Consider the following 15,661-nt stretch of genomic DNA (forward strand, 5'->3'; position numbering starts at 1 on the left):
GTGGCTCTTTCCCCGCCGGGCGGGGAAAGAGCGGAGGCGATGGTTCGCCCAACCTTGCAGCCGCGGCCTACAGCAGCGGCCGGTCCGGCATGTCGTCGATCGAGATGACGCCGTCCTTGTTGCGGTCCATCCGCGCAAACAGCTTGTCGAAGGCGGCAACGGCTTCCTGTTTGGAAATCTGGCCGTTCTGGTCGGTATCAACCCGGTGCATCATCATCGAGGCGCGCATGAAGTTGCCGCCATGGCGCATCCAACGGTGCCCGTCATGACCATCATGCCCGCCGTGACCGTCGCGTGGCGGCCGGCCCTGGTCGTCATTGCCTGGCGTCGCGGCTGCGGTATCGGTATCCTTGTTTTCGCTGGCCTCCTGCTTGCGCTGATCTCTCATCGCCTGCATCTGCGTCTTCTGGTATGCGCTGATTTCACCGGGCGTCAGCGAGCCGTCATTATTGGTGTCGATCGCAGCGAAAACCTTGTCGAGGCCGGCGGTCGCTTCTTCTTTGGAGACCTTGCCGTCCTTGTTGGCGTCGAACTGCTTGAGCATCCTGACATAGGTGATTTCGCGGAAGGCGGCAGGCCCCGGACCGTGCATGCCGGGGTGCTGGCGCGGCGCGTCACCGGGTGCGGCATGGCCTGCCCCGGCGGCTGCGCCGAAGATGAGGGTGGAGGAAAGCGCTGCCAGTATCAGCTTGTTGCGGTACATCGTATTTGCCTTTCGTGAGGTGTCCCCTCACGAAGAAAGCTACGGCAGCAGGGCGGAAAGCCCCAGTTAAACATCGGTAAGCTGAATGAAACTTTGGTAATCCGTCAGTCGCCGCCAACCCAGGGGCCAGATCAGCTCCGAGCGGTAATCTTGCCGAGAAAGGCGGCGAGGTCGTCGGTGACGAAATCGATGTGATCCTCTTCGCCGCTGGTCTTTTCCCACCATTCGACGAGCGTGTCTTCCAGATTGCGCGGCACCAACAGCACTGTCTGCATGCCGAGCGCCTTCGGCACCGTCAGATTGCGCGGCAGATCCTCGAACATCGCCGCCTTGCTCGTTTCGACGCATTTTAACGCCGTGAACTTGTCGTAGGTCGCCTGCGCCGGCTTCGGCACATAGTCGGCGGCGACGATATCGAAGATGTCGTCGAAATGCTCGAGAATGCCGAGCGCACCGGCCGTCATTTCCGCATGTTTGACGCTGCCATTGGTAAAGATGAACTTACGCCCGGGCAGCGCCTTGATCGCCGCGGCGAGTTCCGGCTGCGGCGTCAGCGCCGTGTAGTCGATCGCATGCGCCTTTTCGAGGAAGTCGTTCGGGTCGATGCCGTGATGAATCATCAGGCCCTGCAGCGTCGTGCCGTGCTCGAGGTAATATTGCTTCTGCAGCTTGCGCGCCTCTTCCCGCTCCATCTGCAACAAGGCCGCGACATAGGCGGTCATGTTCTTGTCGATCTGCGCGAAGAGATTGACATGATGCGGATAGAGCGTGTTGTCGAGGTCGAAGACCCAGTCTGTGACGTGCGCGAAATCGGCTTTATCAGGCGTGCGGTCGATCTTTGTCATGGCGGTCTTATGGCATGGGCGCGGCCGCAAGGAAATCGACAAGAATAAAATAGACGCCCGATTTTCGGCGGACGGCGCATGCGCGGGATGCTAGAAAGCGGATATGCTTTTCGAACGCCCCGACGACGATACGCTCTATGACGCCTTGATCGCGCGCAGCGCTGATTATGAGGGGCAGGCCTATGTCTGCGTCAAGACGACGGGCATCTTCTGCCGGCTGACCTGCCCGGCGCGCAAGCCGAAGCGGGAAAATACCCTGTTCTTCGAGACGATCGCCGCTTGCATGCATTCCGGCTTTCGTCCCTGCCGGCGCTGCAGGCCGCTGGAACAGCCGGGCAGGGAGCCGATCGTCGACGAACTGCTTGCGGCACTCGACGCTCAGCCGGAGGTTCGCTGGACCGAGGAGGAGATTGTCCGCCGTGGCCATGATCCCTCGACGGTGCGCCGCGCCTTCAAGCGGGCGCTCGGCATGACCTTCCATGACATCGTCCGCTATCGCCGGCTCGGCGAAGCGGCCCGGCAGCTGGCCGACGGCGCGCGCGTCATCGATGCGCAGATCGACGCCGGATACGAGTCTCCGAGCGGCTTTCGCACGGCATTCCAGCGGCTCGTCGGTAAAGCGCCGGCGCTCTCGCAAAACCGCGAATTGCTCGTTGCCGATTGGTTCGCCACCCCGCTCGGGCCGATGATCGCGGTTGCCGACAAGACGCATCTGCACCTTCTCGAATTTCATGATCGTAAGGCGCTGCCGACTGAGCTCGAAGCGCTGCAGAAGCGCGTCCGATCCTCGGTCGCAATCGGCCGCACCCCTGTCATCGACCAGATCGAGGCGGAGATCCGGGATTATTTCGAGGGCCGGCCCACCGTTTTCACGACGCCGCTGGCGCTTGGCGGTACGCCCTTCGAAAAACATGTCTGGGCAAAGCTGATGGAAATCCCTGTCGGTGAGACGCGCGCCTATGGCGATCTTGCCAGGGAGATGGAAAGGCCGGAGGTGGTGCGGGCCGTCGGCCGCGCCAATGGCGCCAACCAGCTTGCCATCATCGTGCCCTGCCATCGTATCCTCGGCGCGGATGGTTCGCTGACCGGCTACGGCGGCGGGCTCTGGCGCAAACAGTGGCTGCTGCGCCATGAAGAGAAAATCAGTACACAGGCGAAGATGGAGGAGACAGCATGAACCAGATTGAGAAGGCCAAGGCATTCGCCGCGCTGCATAAGAAGGGCGATCCGATCGTCCTCTACAATATCTGGGATGCCGGCACGGCGAAGGCGGTGACGGAAGCCGGCGCCAAGGCGCTCGCGACCGGAAGCTGGTCGGTCGCCGCAGCCCACGGGTTTGCCGATGGCGAGAAACTCCCGATGCAGGTACTTGTGGAGACGGCGAAATCCATCACCGCCGTCATCGACCTGCCGCTGTCGGTCGATTTCGAAGGCGCCTATTCGGCGGAGCCCGAGGGGGCGGCGGCCAATGCCGCCAGGCTGGTGGATGTCGGCGCCATCGGCATCAATTTCGAAGATCGGGTGGTTGCCGGCGAGGGGCTCTACCCCGCCGAGAGCCAGGCGGCCCGCATCCGCGCCATTCGCGCCATGGCCGACGGCAGAGACATCCCCTTCTTCATCAACGCCCGCACCGATCTCTTCCTCGCCGAAGGCGATCTTGCCAAACATGCCGGTCTGGTGGACGAGGCGATCGAGCGCGGCAGGGCCTATGCGGCGGCCGGCGGCAACGGTTTCTTCGTTCCCGGCCTGATCGATCCCGCCTTGATCGAAAAGATCTGCGCTGCATCGTCGCTGCCGGTCAATATCATGATGCGGGCGGGCGCTCCCGATGTGAAAACCCTGGCAAAGCTCGGTGTCGGCCGCATCAGCTATGGACCGGGGCCTTACCGGTCGATGATGGAAAAGCTGAAACAGGAGGCGGCGGCGATTTACAGCACGCTCTGAGGCCGAGATGTGCGCGGGCCGCAGCTCTCAGATGAAAGACTGCGGCCCGAAAATGACATCCCACTCCGCTCAGGAACGGAAGCGCAGATTGCGCCGTGTCAGCTGGTCGACCGAGGTGCAACCCATCAGCTTCATGTCCCGTTCGATCTCGGTGCGCATCGTCTCCAGCGCCCGTTCGACGCCGGGCCGCCCGGCGGCGGCAAGCGGGAAGAGATAATAGCGGCCGAGCCCGACCGCCTTCGCCCCCAGCGACAGCGCTTTAAGAACATGCGTGCCCCGCTGCACGCCGCCATCCATCATCACGTCGATCCGGTCGCCCACCGCGTCGACGATTTCAGCCAGCTGGTCGAAGGCGCTGCGCGAACCGTCGAGCTGGCGGCCGCCATGGTTGGAAAGCACGATGCTGGTGCAGCCGATCTCGACCGCGCGCTTGGCGTCTTCGACCGACATGATGCCCTTCAGGCAGAATTGCCCGCCCCAGGCCTGCACCATGTCAGCCACGTCGTTCCACGACATGGAGGGGTCGAGCATTTCGGTGAAATATCGGCTGATCGACAGGGCGCCGCCGTCCATCTTCACGTGGTTTTCGAGCTGCGGCAGCCGGAACGCCTCATGCGTCATCCAGTCGATCGCCCAGGACGGCTTGATCGCAAACTGCATCATGCCGGCGAGATTGAGCTTGAAGGGAATGGCAAAGCCGGTGCGCTTGTCGCGCTCGCGGTTGCCGCCGGTAATGCTGTCGACCGTCAGCATCATCGCCTGCACGCCGGCATTCTTCGCCCGCGCCATCATCTCGTGGTTGAGGCCGCGGTCCTTGTGGAAATAGAACTGATAGACCTGCGGCCCGGCGCTGATCTGCCGCGCTTCCTCCAGGCTGATCGTGCCGAGCGAGGAGACGCCGAACATCGTGCCGTATTTTCCCGCCGCCGCCGCGACCGCCCGCTCGCCCTGGTGGTGGAAAAGCCGCTGTAGCGCCGTCGGCGAGCAATAGACCGGCATCGCCAGCTTCTGCCCCATGACGGTTACCGACATGTCGACCTCGGCCACCCCGCGCAAGACGTCGGGCACCAGATCGCAAGCTTCGAACGCCGCGCTATTGCGCCGATAGGTCACCTCGTCATCTGCAGCGCCGTCGATATAATCGAAGATCGGCCCGGGAAGCCGCCGTTTGGCCATGCGCCGGAAATCGTGAAAATTATAGCAGTCTGTAAGGCGCATCTGTTTGCTCGACCCGTTAAGTTTCGGGGCGCAACCTAAAGCACGATTCGAAATCTTGCCAAGGCTAGATCGGGCGATTTGCGGCTTCTTCGAGCGGATATCGCAGTCAGGGGCGCGATTCCGCCTGATGTTGCGGCTGATTGCCACCGGAAGCGGATGTGTCGACGCGCTTCAACCCTCGCCGTGGCACGATCATGTGCGGGAGCTTGATCGCCGAAGCCAGGCCGATCCCCGCCAGCAGCCGGATGAAATACCAACCGAGGTCCAACTGCCCCGGCTCGATGCCGAGCCGCGCCGATTCCGGAAAGGCGTGATGGTTGCCGTGGAAGCTCTCGCCAAAGGTCACCAGCCCGAAATGCGGCAGGTTGTAACCCTGCACCGCGACGTCATCGACACGCCATCCCTGATGACCGGCCCGGTGGGCGAAATGACCGACCAGCCAGTGTCCGGTCAGCGACACCGATACCCGCACGGCAATGCCCCGTGCCTATCTCTCGGCATCCGGCTTGACCGCCGGCGAGATCGCAGACCGCTTCAGCATGTCCAAGCCGGCCGTTTCGCAGCATCTTTCCATTCTTGAAACGGCGGGGCTGATCAGACGGGAGAAGCAGGGCCAGTTCGTCCACTATTCCCTGTTTGGTCAATACGCTCAATGGCTTCGTGCAGGAGGTCTGCCCGGTCAGCCGGCCGATCAAGAAGGAAAGCCAGGCGCGCGTCCGCGCCAAAGAATTGCCTTGAGCATCGGGGCCGATCCTGTGCCGGCGTGATCGCGAGAAAGGATGGAAGAGGTCGGGCAGGCGCCTCTGACGCATGGGCGCTACTGACTGCTCTTCCCGATGGAAAAGCTGAAACAGGACTCACGAGCAGGAGGAGGGGAGACGCGCCCTTCGTTCCGATGAAAGGCGCACCCTCGATCAGGGAACGATCAGCGTCCCAATGCCGTGCTCGGTGAAGATTTCCAGCAGGACGGAATGGGCGGTCTTGCCGTTCAGGATGACGACGCCCTGGACGCCGGCCTTGATCGCATCGATGCAGGTCTCGACCTTCGGGATCATGCCGCCCGAGATCGTGCCGTCGGCGATCAGCGCATGCGCCTCGGCGACGGAAAGCTCCTTGATCAGTTGACCATTCTTGTCGAGCACGCCGGCCACATCGGTCAGGAACAGCAGCCGGGTGGCGTTGAGCGCGCCGGCAATGGCGCCGGCGAAGGTATCGGCGTTGATATTGTAGGTGGCGCCGTCGCGGCCGGGTGCGACGGGCGCGATCACCGGGATCATCTCCGAGCGGGCGAGCAGATCGAGCAGCGTGCGGTCGACCTCGACCACTTCGCCGACGAAGCCGAGATCGAGCACGCGCTCGATGTTCGAATCCGGATCCTTGACGGTCTTGCGCGCCTTTTCGGCGAAGACCATGTTGCCGTCCTTGCCGCAAAGGCCGATCGCCCATTCGCCGGTCTGGTTGATCAGCGCGACGATTTCCTTGTTGATCGAGCCGGCGAGCACCATCTCCACGATCTCGACCGTCTTCTGGTCGGTGACGCGCAGCCCGCCCTCGAATTTCGATTCGATGCCCATCTTGTTCAGCATGGCGCCGATCTGCGGGCCGCCGCCGTGAACGACGATCGGGTTGACGCCGGATTGCTTCAAAAGGGCGATGTCGCTGGCAAAGGCCTTGCCGAGTTCGGGATTGCCCATGGCGTGGCCGCCATATTTCACGACGATCGTCTTGTTTTCATAACGCTGCATGAAGGGCAGCGCCTTGGCCAGAAGCCGTGCCTGCAGTTCGCTTTCGGACTCGTTCATGGGGACCCCGCGGAATTGTTCGCGGCCTTTTATCGCAAGTTTCCGACAGAGGGAATAATCCAGAGGGCAATAGTTTTTCGTATCTGGCGCGGAGCCGGTGGCCTTTAGCGTCCGGCGCACCCAAGCATGAGATGAGGAACGGCATGCAAGGCGATGAGATTGCAGACCTGATCGGCCGCGTCGCGCTCGGCGACCGCCGGGCCTTTGTTGCCCTTTACAATCAGACCGGGCCGAAACTTTTTGCCATCTGCCTGCGTATCTTGAAGGATCGCACGGAAGCCGAAGAAGCCCTGCAGGAAGTTTATATCAGCATCTGGCAAAGGGCCGGAAGCTACCAGGCAGCGACAGGATCGTCGGCAGCGTGGCTTTCGGCGATTGCCCGCAACCGGTCGATCGACGCGTTGCGGTCGCGCAAGCCCGTCGCCGACGAAATCGACAGTGCCTATGATCTTGCCGACGCCGCACCCGACCCGGAAATGCAGACGGTGACGAAGGATGAAGGAAGGCGGATTGACACCTGCATGGAAGAGTTGGAAGCTGATCGTGCGGTCGCGGTGAAACGGGCTTATGTCGAAGGGCTGAGCTATCAGGAACTGGCCGATCAGTTTGGTGTCCCGCTGAACACGATGCGGACCTGGCTCAGGCGCAGCCTGTTGAAACTGAGAGAGTGCATGGAACGATGACATCGCCCGACAAAAGCAAGGGAGACCGCTCCCGCGACGAGGTTCTCGCCGGCGAATATGTGCTTGGCGTCCTGTCGCTGCAGGATCGGCGGGTGGTGGAAGAGCGCATGCGCCACGATCGGCCCTTTGCCGCGATCGTCAGCCGCTGGGAAACCAACCTTTCTGCCTTCAATGACGAATATGAAACCGCCTCGCCGAACCGGGAAACCTTCAAGCAGATCGAGGCGCGGCTATTCGGCGATGCTCAAAAACCCGCATCCTTTTCGCAAGGCCTCTGGAATTCGGCAGTCTTCTGGCGCTCGCTGAGCTTTGCCTGCGTCGTCGTCGCCGTCAGCGCCGTCATCTTCGCCTCGGGCGTCGTGCCTGAGCCGCAGGGACCGACACCGCTGGTCGCCTCGCTTTCCGGCCAGAACAGCGCCATCAATCTTCTTGCCTCCTACGAGCTGCAGAGTGGACGGCTGAAGATCGTGCCGGTCGCCGCCGGCAAGCCGGAGGAGAAGTCGCTGGAACTCTGGCTGGTGCCGGGCAGCGGCCTGCCGAAATCGCTCGGCGTCTTCCAGCCGGGCGAGAGCGGCGAACTCGTCATTCCCGCCGATCTGCGCAGCAATCTCGCCGATGGCGCGACGCTTGCCGTCAGCCTCGAACCCTTCGGCGGCTCGCCGACCGGCCAGGCGACCGGTCCGGTGATCGCAAGCGGCGCATTGCGCCGGCCATGATCGGGCGCCGGCCGTAAATCGCGTCGGCCATGAAATCATTTTCTCCTGTCTGAAACTCTTTGGCGCAAGCCGCCGTAGTTCGAAATGTCCGGACGACGCTCAGGCATTAAGCCCGCGGATCGTGTCCGGTGAGGAGAAAATCATGATCAAGTCCGTATTGCGCGGTTTTGCGCTCGCCACCGCCCTGTCCGCCGTCGCCTTTGCCGCCGCCAAGAACCCTGAAGTCGGCGGTGCGCCGATGTTCGCCACCAAGAACATCATCGAAAACGCCGTGAATTCCAAGGATCACACGACGCTGGTCGCCGCCGTCAAGGCAGCCGGCCTGGTCGGCACGCTGGAGGGCAAGGGTCCCTTCACCGTCTTTGCGCCGACCAACGAAGCCTTCGCCGCCCTGCCGAAGGGCACCGTCGACACGCTGCTGAAGCCGGAAAACAAGGCGACGCTCACCAAGGTTCTGACCTGCCATGTCGTTGCTGCCGACGCGATGGCCAAGACGGTTGCCAAGATGATCAAGGATGACGGCGGTGAGCACGACATCAAGACCGTCGGCGGCTGCGTGCTGAAAGCCAAGGAAAGCATGGGCAAGATCACCCTGACCGACGAAAACGGCGGCGTCTCGCATGTGACGATCGCCGACGTCAAACAGTCGAACGGCGTCATTCACGTCGTCGACAAGGTGCTGCTGCCGAAGATGTAAGCCCGCCCATCTTGGCAGGGCCCGGGGCGCTCTTCGGGGCGCCCCGAAAGTAGCCGAGAATGACTTGCCTTGTGATTTCCGACCAGTTTTCTAGCGATGAGGCTATCGGGTCGCTTCGGCTATTGGGAAAACGAGCGAGACACTCACGCCGGCGTCGGGGGACGAGGTGACTTCGACCTTGGCGCGGGCGTTCTGTTTCAGCGACTGTACGATCATTGCGCTTAGTTTACCCGGGTGCGGCCAAGTCACATCTTGAGGAAGCCCGACCCCGTTATCGGCGACGGTGATCCTGCACCCTGTATCGCTGACGACACAACGGAGCGTGATTTCTCCGCCATCACGCCCCACGAAGGCATGTTTGAGCGTATTGGTGAGCAGTTCGTTGATGACCAAGCCGGCGGGCATGGCCACATCGACCGAAACCGGCCAGGTGTCGACCTTCATGTCCAGCCGGATCCCTTCCACGGCGTGAGCCGCCATCACCGAGGCGGCAATCTGGCTCACATAGGTTCCAAGATCGACTGTGGCACCTTTCTCTTCGTCCGACAGCGAGCGATACAGCAGCGCCAGGGCCTCAATTCGCCCGGCAAGCCGTGCAAACCTTTCGCTTTCCTCGCTCTGTTGCGCATTGCGTGCCTCCATCCGGATCAGCGCTGTGATCATCTGAAGGTTGTTCTTCACGCGATGCTGAAGTTCGCGCAGAAGGACATCCTTCTCCGTCAGCAGTTCACCGAAGCTTTGATCGGCCGCCGCCTCATTGCGCGCCGCAAAGGCCACCAATCGGAACAGCGGGGTATCATCATCGTTGACGATGGTATTCGACCAGACATCGATAATGGCAGTGCTCTCGGGTTCGGCCACCAGCGAGAACGCGCCAATATACTCCTCGGCAGAGGTCACGGCGGCCGTGAGCGTCGCTCCTCCCGAAATGGCGGTGGAATTCAATTCGATCTCGGACCAGGTCTTTCCCTCGACCTGCTTTGCGCTCAGCGCCGTCAGCCGTTCGAATTCGAGATTGACATAGATCAGCGCCTCGCGGTCGCCGAGTTCGGAGACGGCCACGGCAAAAGGGACGTGATCGAGAAAGTGTCGAAACCGATCGTCATCAAGGGCTTCGGCCAGATGGGGCAGGTTGCCGACGCCTTCCGGCGACAGCGGCTGGTCTTTGCTATCGGTCATCTCATTACTCGCGCACGCGGACTGCTCTTGCACCGCCTGGGATGGAGGGTTGCTTCAAATACTGCGGGGACGCAAGTGCAATCGCCGCTGATCCGCTTACGCAAGCAGTTTCATGATGCGATGATAAGGATCCGAACCCGTGGGGCCAAACCCGGCAAGGCTATGCCCGGTCATAGGTAAACGAGGTCAGCAGCGTCGTCACGAAATTGCTCGCCCGTTCCTTGACCAGGACCTCCGTCCATTCATCCGTGCCGCGCAGCCGCAAGTCCGTGTAGATGCTGTCCACCGCTGCCTCTTCGATACGCTTGATGTGCGTCCTGAACGAAGCCTCGCCGCCACCATGATACATGTCCCTGATAACCATTCGGAGAATCTCCTGAATGGCGATCTGCCAAGCCGTATTGATCGACTGGAGTTCCTTGATATCGTCCGCCATTCAAGCTTCCTTCAGGATGAGTTCACGGTGAGCGCAGTGTGAGGTCAGCCGGCCCGGGTGCGTTTTGCAACGAGCGCGGCCGTTGTTGTTGCCCGGTCGTTGCGTTCCCTGGAAAGCCGCGCCTCGCGAAGCCGCAAGGTCTTTGCCTGTTGCGATTGGACGTCGGATTCGAGTTCCTCGGCCGCCTTGTTCTTTGCAAAGAACTGGCTCTGGACGTTGCCGAAGGCAATCTCCGCCCGCTGGCGGGATTTGCTGTATGTCTCTGTCATGTCGGGTCCGATACTGAGAGTTCGATGGGCGAGCGAAAACAAAAAGGCCAGGCAGTTCGCCTGGCCTTGCATGGATAACGTGCTTCCGGCAGTGCCAGTACATCCGTGGTCAAAGGAAAGCAGATATCGAGTTAAGCGTTCTGGAGATTGCAAGCGGACATCTTGCCCGACTTGTTGTCACGCTCGAGATCGAAGCCGATCTTCTGGCCTTCGACGAGTTCGCGCATTCCGGCGCGCTCGACGGCGGAGATGTGAACGAAGGCGTCAGCGCCGCCATTGTCAGGCTGAATGAAGCCGAAGCCCTTGGTGGAATTGAACCATTTAACGGTGCCAGTGGTCATGATGAACCCTTTCATAGCAATATTGAAGAACCGCAGCGCCAGGGCGATACGGATGGTGATAGCGATTTTTGAAAGGAAGTTCGTTCAGGCCGCGGTGCTAATCGCGCGATAACCAAGCCAGCAAGCAAAATTCGATAGTTGTCATGTAGCGCAAAGGACGCGCGCCGTCAACCGTTAGTTTTTCATCGCCGGTCGATTCAATCTTTGGATGCGTCGGTGGCCTTTGCACCAAATGGGGACTCGGCCGACTGAAAAGCCGCGGATCCGAAAATGTGGGAAGGAGCTTCGGAACTGGCCGGATTCGCGCGTCGCCGAACATTGCCGCAGCTATCGGCGAGCGCTGAACCATCTAGCGCCGCTCTATTTCCAGCGGGCGACGCCGACGGTTTCGCCGATCGCCTGGCGCAGATCGTCCAGCCCGTCGCCCTTTTCCGACGAGGTGGACAGCACGCCGGGATAAGCGGCCGGGCGCTTGCGGATCTTTTCCGCGGTCTCGGCAAGCAGCTTCGGCACGGCCGGCGCCTTGATCTTGTCGGTCTTGGTCAGCACGATCTGATAGGAGACGGCCGCCTTGTCGAGCAGATCGAGCACGTCGTCGTCGTTCTTCTTGATGCCGTGGCGGCTGTCGATCAGCACATAGACGCGCTTCAGCGTCGCGCGGCCCCGCAGATAGTCGAAAACCAGCTTGGTCCACTTGTCGACCTGCTCCTTCGGCGCCTGCGCATAACCGTAGCCGGGCATGTCGACGATCGCCATCGGCGGCATGTCGCCGCTTTCGCCGGAATAGCCATCCGGAACGAAATAATTGAGCTCCTGGGTTCGCCCCGGCGTGTTCGACGTGCGCGCCAGCCCCTTCTGGCCGACCAGCGCATTGATAAGCGACGACTTGCCGACATTGGAACGGCCGGCAAAGGCCACTTCCAGGGGCCCTTCCGGCGGCAGGAAATTGAGCGAGGGTACGCCGCGGATGAAGATCCATGGGTGGCCGAAGAGCGGCTTTTCGGTTTCGGGCATGCGGGCTCTGCAATCTCCGGGTTCTGTCTCTTCACCGGGCTTCGTGGTTTTGAGGGGAGATGTCAAGCTTTGAGGCGGTTAACAGCCCATTGCGGTCCCCACGGCCGACGGCTCTGCGTCTCATCGCGCGCCCAGGCTGACAAGGTAGGCGCACAGCATATCGGCCATTGCCTCCGAATAGGCTTCCATGTCTTCGCTCTTCCGCGGTCTTTCGGAGAAATCCTTTCCGACGGTCGTCAGGGTTGTCATCATAACGTCGCCGGCGAGCACTCGGGCTGCCTCAGGGAGGGCGGGAAGCACCTCCCTCAGGAACGCCTCGATCACCGGATCGCCAGCCTGTCGCGCCTCCCGGGCCTCCGGCGCATCCCTGTAGAGCGGAGCGGCGTCGCCGAGCGCCACACGGACGGCGGCCTCTTCGCACTCCGAGCGAATAAAAGCCTGAACCAATCTGCGCACCCGGCGAAGCGGCGGCTCCGATCGGTCGTTGAGGATCTCACTCAGAAGACCGGTGGTCTCGCGCCACTCGTCGCTCTGCAGCCGAAACAGGATCGCCGCCTTGTTCGGAAAATATTGGTAGAGCGACCCAATGCTGACGCCTGCTTTCTCAGCCACGCGCGCGGTGGTGAAGCGGTGCGCGCCTTGCTGCGCCAAAACCTGAACAGCAGCCTGCAGAATGGCCGAAACGAGCTCGTTCGACCGCGCCTGTTTGGGCTGTTTTCGTGAGGAAATTTCAGAGCTTGGGCGATCGGCCATTTCCAGGCTCCCGGATGCGATTAGCGAATGCGACGAATTAATCGTATTTTTTCGATCGGCACAACAACGCTCTCGACAAAGGATTTGCCATGACCACGTTAACGACCTCACCGCTCGCGCCGCTGCTCGAGCATTTGTTCGAACAGGCCGACAAGGCGACGAGCCCCGGCCTGGCGGCACTGTCGCGGGAGGAGCGGGATCGCCTCTTCCACAGCAAGACGGAATACCGCAATTTCTACGGCCTGATAAAGGACCTGTGGCTGCCCGTGTCGCGCAGGACCGGCGAGTTGCTCTATATGCTGGCACGCGCCAGTGGAGCACGTGAGATCGTCGAGTTCGGCACGTCGTTCGGTATTTCCACGCTCTATCTCGCCGCCGCATTGCGCGATAACGGCGGCGGCCGGCTGATCACCACCGAGTTCGAGCCCGACAAGATCTCCAGAGCACGGCAGAACCTTGCGGCGGCCGGGCTTGCCGATCTCGTCGAGTTTCGGCAGGGCGATGCGCTTGAAACCCTCGTCGCCGATCTTCCCGGCAGCATAGATCTGGTCCTGATGGACGGCGCAAAGTCGCTCTATCTGGAGATTTTGTACATCTTGGAAGGCCGCCTCCGGCAGGGAGCGATTGTCATCGCCGACGATGCCGACGCCTGCCCGGAATACCTCGGCCACGTGCGCGCGCCTGGCCGCGGTTACATGTCGACGCCGTTTTCCGAAGATATCGAGCTTTCCATGCGCGCTTGTTGAAGCCGCGTCGGCGCAGGGTGATTGCTCACCGATACGAACAGAAAAGCCCCGTCGGAGCGGGGCTTCTCTGTAGCACATTAACCTGCTGCAATAGGCAGCTGCGTCATTTCGACGGCGCCGTTTTTCGTCGGAACAGGCCCTTCAGATTGTCGAACAGCTCGACCTTGACGCCCTGGCGCTTCATGATCACCGACTGCTGGATCACCGAGAGCGTGTTGTTCCAGGCCCAGTAGATGACCAGGCCGGCCGGGAAACTTGCCAGCATGAACATGAACACCAGCGGCATCCAGTTGAAGATCATCGCCTGCGTCGGATCGGGCGGGGTCGGGTTCATGCGCATCTGCAGGAACATGGTGACACCCATGATCAGCGGCCAGACGCCGAGATGCAGAATGGTCGGCGCTTCGAAGGGCAACAGGCCGAACAGATTGACGATCGTCGTCGGATCGGGGGCCGAAAGGTCCTTGATCCAGCCGAAGAACGGCGCGTGCCGCATCTCGATGGTGATGTAGATCACCTTGTAGAGCGAGAAGAAGATCGGGATCTGCAGCGCCACCGGCCAGCAGCCGGCGATCGGGTTGATCTTCTCTTCCTTGTAGAGCTGCATGGTCGCCTGCTGCAGCCCCATGCGGTCATCGGCGAATTTCGCCTTCAGCTCCTCCATCTTCGGCTGCATGCGCTTCATGTTCGCCATCGAAGCATATTGCTTGCTGGCGAGCGGGAAAAACAGCGCCTTGACGACGATGGTGGTGCACAGGATCGCCACGCCGAAATTGCCGAAGAAGCGATAGAAAAAGTCCATCAGCTTGAACATCGGCTTGGTGATGAAATAGAACCAACCCCAGTCGATCAGCCGGTCGAACTTCGGGATCGAATAGCTGGTCTCGTAGCCGTCGATGACGGGCACTTCCTTGGCGCCGGCGAAGACGAGGTTCTTGAGCTCGATCGACTGGCCGGGCGCAACGGTGAAGGCATCGTCCTTGTAGTCGGCCTGATAGCGCGGCTGGCCATCGGCAAAATGCGAGAAGCGTGCTTCATAGGCCGAGGTCTGCGGCGGAATGATCGTCGCGGCCCAGTATTTGTCGGTAATGCCGAGCCATCCGCCGGTGGATTTCGGCGGCATGACGGCTTCCTTCTCGGCGGCGGTATATTTGGTTTCGACGAGCCCGTCATCGCCGATGACGCCGATGAATCCTTCATGCAGCACGTAGACGGAGGGCGTCGTCGGCTTGTTGTAACGCGTCACACGGCCGTAGGAAGACAGTGATACGGGAGCCTGGCCGGTATTTTCGACCTTGTCGGCGACGGTGAACATGTAGCGTTCGTCGACGGAAATCGTCCGGGTAAAGGTCAGGCCCTTGTCGTTGGTGTAGGAAAGCGTCACCGGCGTCTTGTCGGTGAGCTTGGCGCCCTCGGGCGCCGTCCAGAGCGTCGAGGCGCCGGGAACGTTGCCCGTGGCGTCGCTGCCGATATAGCCGAGCTCGGTGAAGTAACCATCCTTGGTTTCCGCCGGGCTGAACAGGGTGATGGTCGGGCTCGAGTCGTCGACGGTCTCGTGATAGCCCTTGAGCTTCAGGTCGTCGAGCCGGGCGCCGGCGAGGTTGATCGAGCCGGAAAGCGCAGGCGTATCGATGACGACGCGCGGGTTCTTTGCCAGCGCCTGTTCCAGCGTTGCCGTGGCGACGGCCTGACCGGAAGGGGCGGTCCCACTCGTCGGGGCCGGCGCCGCGCCGTTGGCTGCGGGCTGCTGCACCTGTTCGGTCTTCTGCTGCGCCTTCTGGGCTTCCTGCGCCTTGCGCTGGGCCTCGATGCGCGGATTCATATAGAGAAACTGCCAGCCGAGGACGATCAGCACCGAGAGAGCGATCGCAATGAAGTAATTGCGGTTTTTTTCCATCATACGTTCCTGGGGCGTCCGTCTCCGGAGCGCCGGGGTTTCGGCCTGGTTTCCACGCGAAATTTCAGTTCCGCGGCCAATTCTTTGAAGGACGCCTCAAGCACGTCCCTGCGCGCGACAACCACATAGTCGTGTCCGGGCTGCATTGCAAACCCCGCATGAAGCCGCACCGCCTCTTTCAGGCGGCGGCGCATGCGGTTGCGTTCAACCGCGTTGCCATGTTTTTTGGTGACTGTAAATCCGACGCGGGCTTGGCTGTCGGGTTCCTTCCGGTCGAGGACTTCGAGAAGAAAGAGGCCGCCGCGGCGTTTTTCGCCCTCGCGCACGGCAAGAAACTGCGGGCGGCTTTTCAGCCGCCCGACAGCGTGTTTTTCTTTTTTGGTCGTCAATTCGCCCGCCATCTCTTTTCGGGCAACCC

General features: G+C 61.4%; 18 protein-coding genes and 2 pseudogenes. 7 read left to right on the forward strand and 13 right to left on the reverse strand.

The features are described from left to right. Positions 1–67: 67 nt before the first annotated feature. Both K6N12_RS20045 and K6N12_RS20050 read right to left on the reverse strand, forming a co-directional pair. Entirely contained in the window at positions 68–703 is a 636-nt protein-coding gene (locus K6N12_RS20045) for an EF-hand domain-containing protein (protein WP_097624682.1), read from the reverse strand. 131 nt (positions 704–834) lie between these two features. Further along, the gene (locus K6N12_RS20050) at positions 835–1,548 is read right to left on the reverse strand and encodes a pyrimidine 5'-nucleotidase (RefSeq protein WP_097624683.1); all 714 of its coding nucleotides are present in this window, start codon (positions 1,546–1,548) and stop codon (positions 835–837) included. 103 nt (positions 1,549–1,651) lie between these two features. On the opposite strand from K6N12_RS20050, the gene K6N12_RS20055 reads away from it, so the two are divergent. Together K6N12_RS20055 and K6N12_RS20060 are read left to right on the forward strand one after the other, a co-directional pair. Continuing rightward, positions 1,652–2,725, forward strand: coding sequence for a bifunctional transcriptional activator/DNA repair enzyme AdaA (locus tag K6N12_RS20055; RefSeq protein WP_097624684.1), 1,074 nt, complete (start codon positions 1,652–1,654; stop codon positions 2,723–2,725). Beyond that, a complete protein-coding gene (locus tag K6N12_RS20060) occupies positions 2,722–3,492 on the forward strand; it encodes an isocitrate lyase/PEP mutase family protein (RefSeq protein ID WP_097624685.1) in 771 nt (256 codons plus the stop codon). Before K6N12_RS20055 ends, K6N12_RS20060 begins: the two co-directional genes overlap by 4 nt. A 69-nt stretch (positions 3,493–3,561) precedes the next feature. Here the strand turns inward: K6N12_RS20060 and K6N12_RS20065 are convergent, their stop codons facing one another. Then, positions 3,562–4,710 (reverse strand): alpha-hydroxy acid oxidase, encoded by a 1,149-nt coding sequence (locus K6N12_RS20065; RefSeq protein ID WP_222148946.1) that lies wholly within the window; start codon positions 4,708–4,710, stop codon positions 3,562–3,564. A gap of 106 nt (positions 4,711–4,816) precedes the next feature. Then, a pseudogene (locus K6N12_RS20070) lies at positions 4,817–5,191 on the reverse strand (acyl-CoA desaturase); the annotation flags it as partial. Here K6N12_RS20070 and K6N12_RS20075 point away from each other — a divergent pair. After that, positions 5,187–5,448 (forward strand): annotated as a pseudogene (locus K6N12_RS20075) (metalloregulator ArsR/SmtB family transcription factor). The pseudogenes K6N12_RS20070 and K6N12_RS20075 sit on opposite strands and share 5 nt — an antisense overlap. A gap of 176 nt (positions 5,449–5,624) precedes the next feature. Here the strand turns inward: K6N12_RS20075 and argB are convergent. Continuing rightward, a complete protein-coding gene (gene argB / locus K6N12_RS20080; RefSeq protein ID WP_003570750.1) occupies positions 5,625–6,512 on the reverse strand; it encodes an acetylglutamate kinase in 888 nt (295 codons plus the stop codon). 143 nt (positions 6,513–6,655) lie between these two features. Between argB and K6N12_RS20085 the strand changes: the two genes are divergently transcribed. From K6N12_RS20085 to K6N12_RS20095, 3 genes are all read left to right on the forward strand, one after another. Then, positions 6,656–7,195 (forward strand): sigma-70 family RNA polymerase sigma factor, encoded by a 540-nt coding sequence (locus tag K6N12_RS20085; protein ID WP_097624687.1) that lies wholly within the window; start codon positions 6,656–6,658, stop codon positions 7,193–7,195. Then, a complete protein-coding gene (locus K6N12_RS20090) occupies positions 7,192–7,911 on the forward strand; it encodes an anti-sigma factor (RefSeq protein ID WP_097624688.1) in 720 nt (239 codons plus the stop codon). The genes K6N12_RS20085 and K6N12_RS20090 overlap by 4 nt, the downstream gene beginning before the upstream one ends. Before the next feature lie 142 nt (positions 7,912–8,053). After that, entirely contained in the window at positions 8,054–8,608 is a 555-nt protein-coding gene (locus tag K6N12_RS20095; RefSeq protein WP_097624689.1) for a fasciclin domain-containing protein, read from the forward strand. 102 nt (positions 8,609–8,710) lie between these two features. Here K6N12_RS20095 and K6N12_RS20100 read toward each other — a convergent pair whose 3' ends face one another. The 6 genes from K6N12_RS20100 to K6N12_RS20125 form a co-directional block, all read right to left on the reverse strand. Then, a complete protein-coding gene (locus K6N12_RS20100) occupies positions 8,711–9,787 on the reverse strand; it encodes a sensor histidine kinase (protein WP_097624690.1) in 1,077 nt (358 codons plus the stop codon). A gap of 160 nt (positions 9,788–9,947) precedes the next feature. After that, complete coding sequence (locus tag K6N12_RS20105) at positions 9,948–10,223, reverse strand: hypothetical protein (RefSeq protein WP_097624691.1); 276 nt, start codon at positions 10,221–10,223, stop codon at positions 9,948–9,950. Between the two features lie 44 nt (positions 10,224–10,267). After that, positions 10,268–10,492, reverse strand: coding sequence for a hypothetical protein (locus tag K6N12_RS20110; protein WP_097624853.1), 225 nt, complete (start codon positions 10,490–10,492; stop codon positions 10,268–10,270). A 131-nt stretch (positions 10,493–10,623) separates the two neighbouring features. Beyond that, positions 10,624–10,833, reverse strand: coding sequence for a cold-shock protein (locus K6N12_RS20115; RefSeq protein ID WP_003588915.1), 210 nt, complete (start codon positions 10,831–10,833; stop codon positions 10,624–10,626). 360 nt (positions 10,834–11,193) lie between these two features. After that, complete coding sequence (yihA, locus tag K6N12_RS20120; protein WP_003588913.1) at positions 11,194–11,847, reverse strand: ribosome biogenesis GTP-binding protein YihA/YsxC; 654 nt, start codon at positions 11,845–11,847, stop codon at positions 11,194–11,196. Positions 11,848–11,967: 120 nt separating this feature from the next. After that, positions 11,968–12,600, reverse strand: coding sequence for a TetR/AcrR family transcriptional regulator (locus tag K6N12_RS20125; RefSeq protein WP_097624692.1), 633 nt, complete (start codon positions 12,598–12,600; stop codon positions 11,968–11,970). Between the two features lie 89 nt (positions 12,601–12,689). Between K6N12_RS20125 and K6N12_RS20130 the strand changes: the two genes are divergently transcribed. Next, positions 12,690–13,346: an O-methyltransferase gene (locus K6N12_RS20130; protein WP_097624693.1), complete on the forward strand. Its 657-nt coding sequence runs from the start codon at positions 12,690–12,692 to the stop codon at positions 13,344–13,346. A 103-nt stretch (positions 13,347–13,449) separates the two neighbouring features. Here the strand turns inward: K6N12_RS20130 and yidC are convergent, their stop codons facing one another. Then, entirely contained in the window at positions 13,450–15,243 is a 1,794-nt protein-coding gene (gene yidC / locus K6N12_RS20135; protein ID WP_097624694.1) for a membrane protein insertase YidC, read from the reverse strand. Next, positions 15,243–15,644 (reverse strand): ribonuclease P protein component, encoded by a 402-nt coding sequence (rnpA, locus tag K6N12_RS20140; protein ID WP_003588909.1) that lies wholly within the window; start codon positions 15,642–15,644, stop codon positions 15,243–15,245. The genes yidC and rnpA overlap by 1 nt, the downstream gene beginning before the upstream one ends. Positions 15,645–15,661: the final 17 nt, after the last annotated feature.

Source organism: Rhizobium redzepovicii (assembly GCF_019793435.1).
Classification (GTDB): domain Bacteria; phylum Pseudomonadota; class Alphaproteobacteria; order Rhizobiales; family Rhizobiaceae; genus Rhizobium; species Rhizobium redzepovicii.

What these genes read in the sequence shown, in the direction of transcription:
- yidC (WP_097624694.1), bottom strand. Translation starts at nt 15,243, where the DNA reads ATGGAAAAAAACCGCAATTACTTCATTGCGATCGCTCTCTCGGTGCTG.
- K6N12_RS20125 (WP_097624692.1), bottom strand. Translation starts at nt 12,600, where the DNA reads ATGGCCGATCGCCCAAGCTCTGAAATTTCCTCACGAAAACAGCCCAAA.
- K6N12_RS20060 (WP_097624685.1), top strand. Translation starts at nt 2,722, where the DNA reads ATGAACCAGATTGAGAAGGCCAAGGCATTCGCCGCGCTGCATAAGAAG.
- K6N12_RS20055 (WP_097624684.1), top strand. Translation starts at nt 1,652, where the DNA reads ATGCTTTTCGAACGCCCCGACGACGATACGCTCTATGACGCCTTGATC.
- K6N12_RS20085 (WP_097624687.1), top strand. Translation starts at nt 6,656, where the DNA reads ATGCAAGGCGATGAGATTGCAGACCTGATCGGCCGCGTCGCGCTCGGC.
- K6N12_RS20045 (WP_097624682.1), bottom strand. Translation starts at nt 703, where the DNA reads ATGTACCGCAACAAGCTGATACTGGCAGCGCTTTCCTCCACCCTCATC.
- K6N12_RS20090 (WP_097624688.1), top strand. Translation starts at nt 7,192, where the DNA reads ATGACATCGCCCGACAAAAGCAAGGGAGACCGCTCCCGCGACGAGGTT.
- yihA (WP_003588913.1), bottom strand. Translation starts at nt 11,847, where the DNA reads ATGCCCGAAACCGAAAAGCCGCTCTTCGGCCACCCATGGATCTTCATC.
- rnpA (WP_003588909.1), bottom strand. Translation starts at nt 15,644, where the DNA reads ATGGCGGGCGAATTGACGACCAAAAAAGAAAAACACGCTGTCGGGCGG.
- K6N12_RS20095 (WP_097624689.1), top strand. Translation starts at nt 8,054, where the DNA reads ATGATCAAGTCCGTATTGCGCGGTTTTGCGCTCGCCACCGCCCTGTCC.
- K6N12_RS20100 (WP_097624690.1), bottom strand. Translation starts at nt 9,787, where the DNA reads ATGACCGATAGCAAAGACCAGCCGCTGTCGCCGGAAGGCGTCGGCAAC.
- argB (WP_003570750.1), bottom strand. Translation starts at nt 6,512, where the DNA reads ATGAACGAGTCCGAAAGCGAACTGCAGGCACGGCTTCTGGCCAAGGCG.
- K6N12_RS20065 (WP_222148946.1), bottom strand. Translation starts at nt 4,710, where the DNA reads ATGCGCCTTACAGACTGCTATAATTTTCACGATTTCCGGCGCATGGCC.
- K6N12_RS20050 (WP_097624683.1), bottom strand. Translation starts at nt 1,548, where the DNA reads ATGACAAAGATCGACCGCACGCCTGATAAAGCCGATTTCGCGCACGTC.
- K6N12_RS20115 (WP_003588915.1), bottom strand. Translation starts at nt 10,833, where the DNA reads ATGACCACTGGCACCGTTAAATGGTTCAATTCCACCAAGGGCTTCGGC.
- K6N12_RS20110 (WP_097624853.1), bottom strand. Translation starts at nt 10,492, where the DNA reads ATGACAGAGACATACAGCAAATCCCGCCAGCGGGCGGAGATTGCCTTC.
- K6N12_RS20105 (WP_097624691.1), bottom strand. Translation starts at nt 10,223, where the DNA reads ATGGCGGACGATATCAAGGAACTCCAGTCGATCAATACGGCTTGGCAG.
- K6N12_RS20130 (WP_097624693.1), top strand. Translation starts at nt 12,690, where the DNA reads ATGACCACGTTAACGACCTCACCGCTCGCGCCGCTGCTCGAGCATTTG.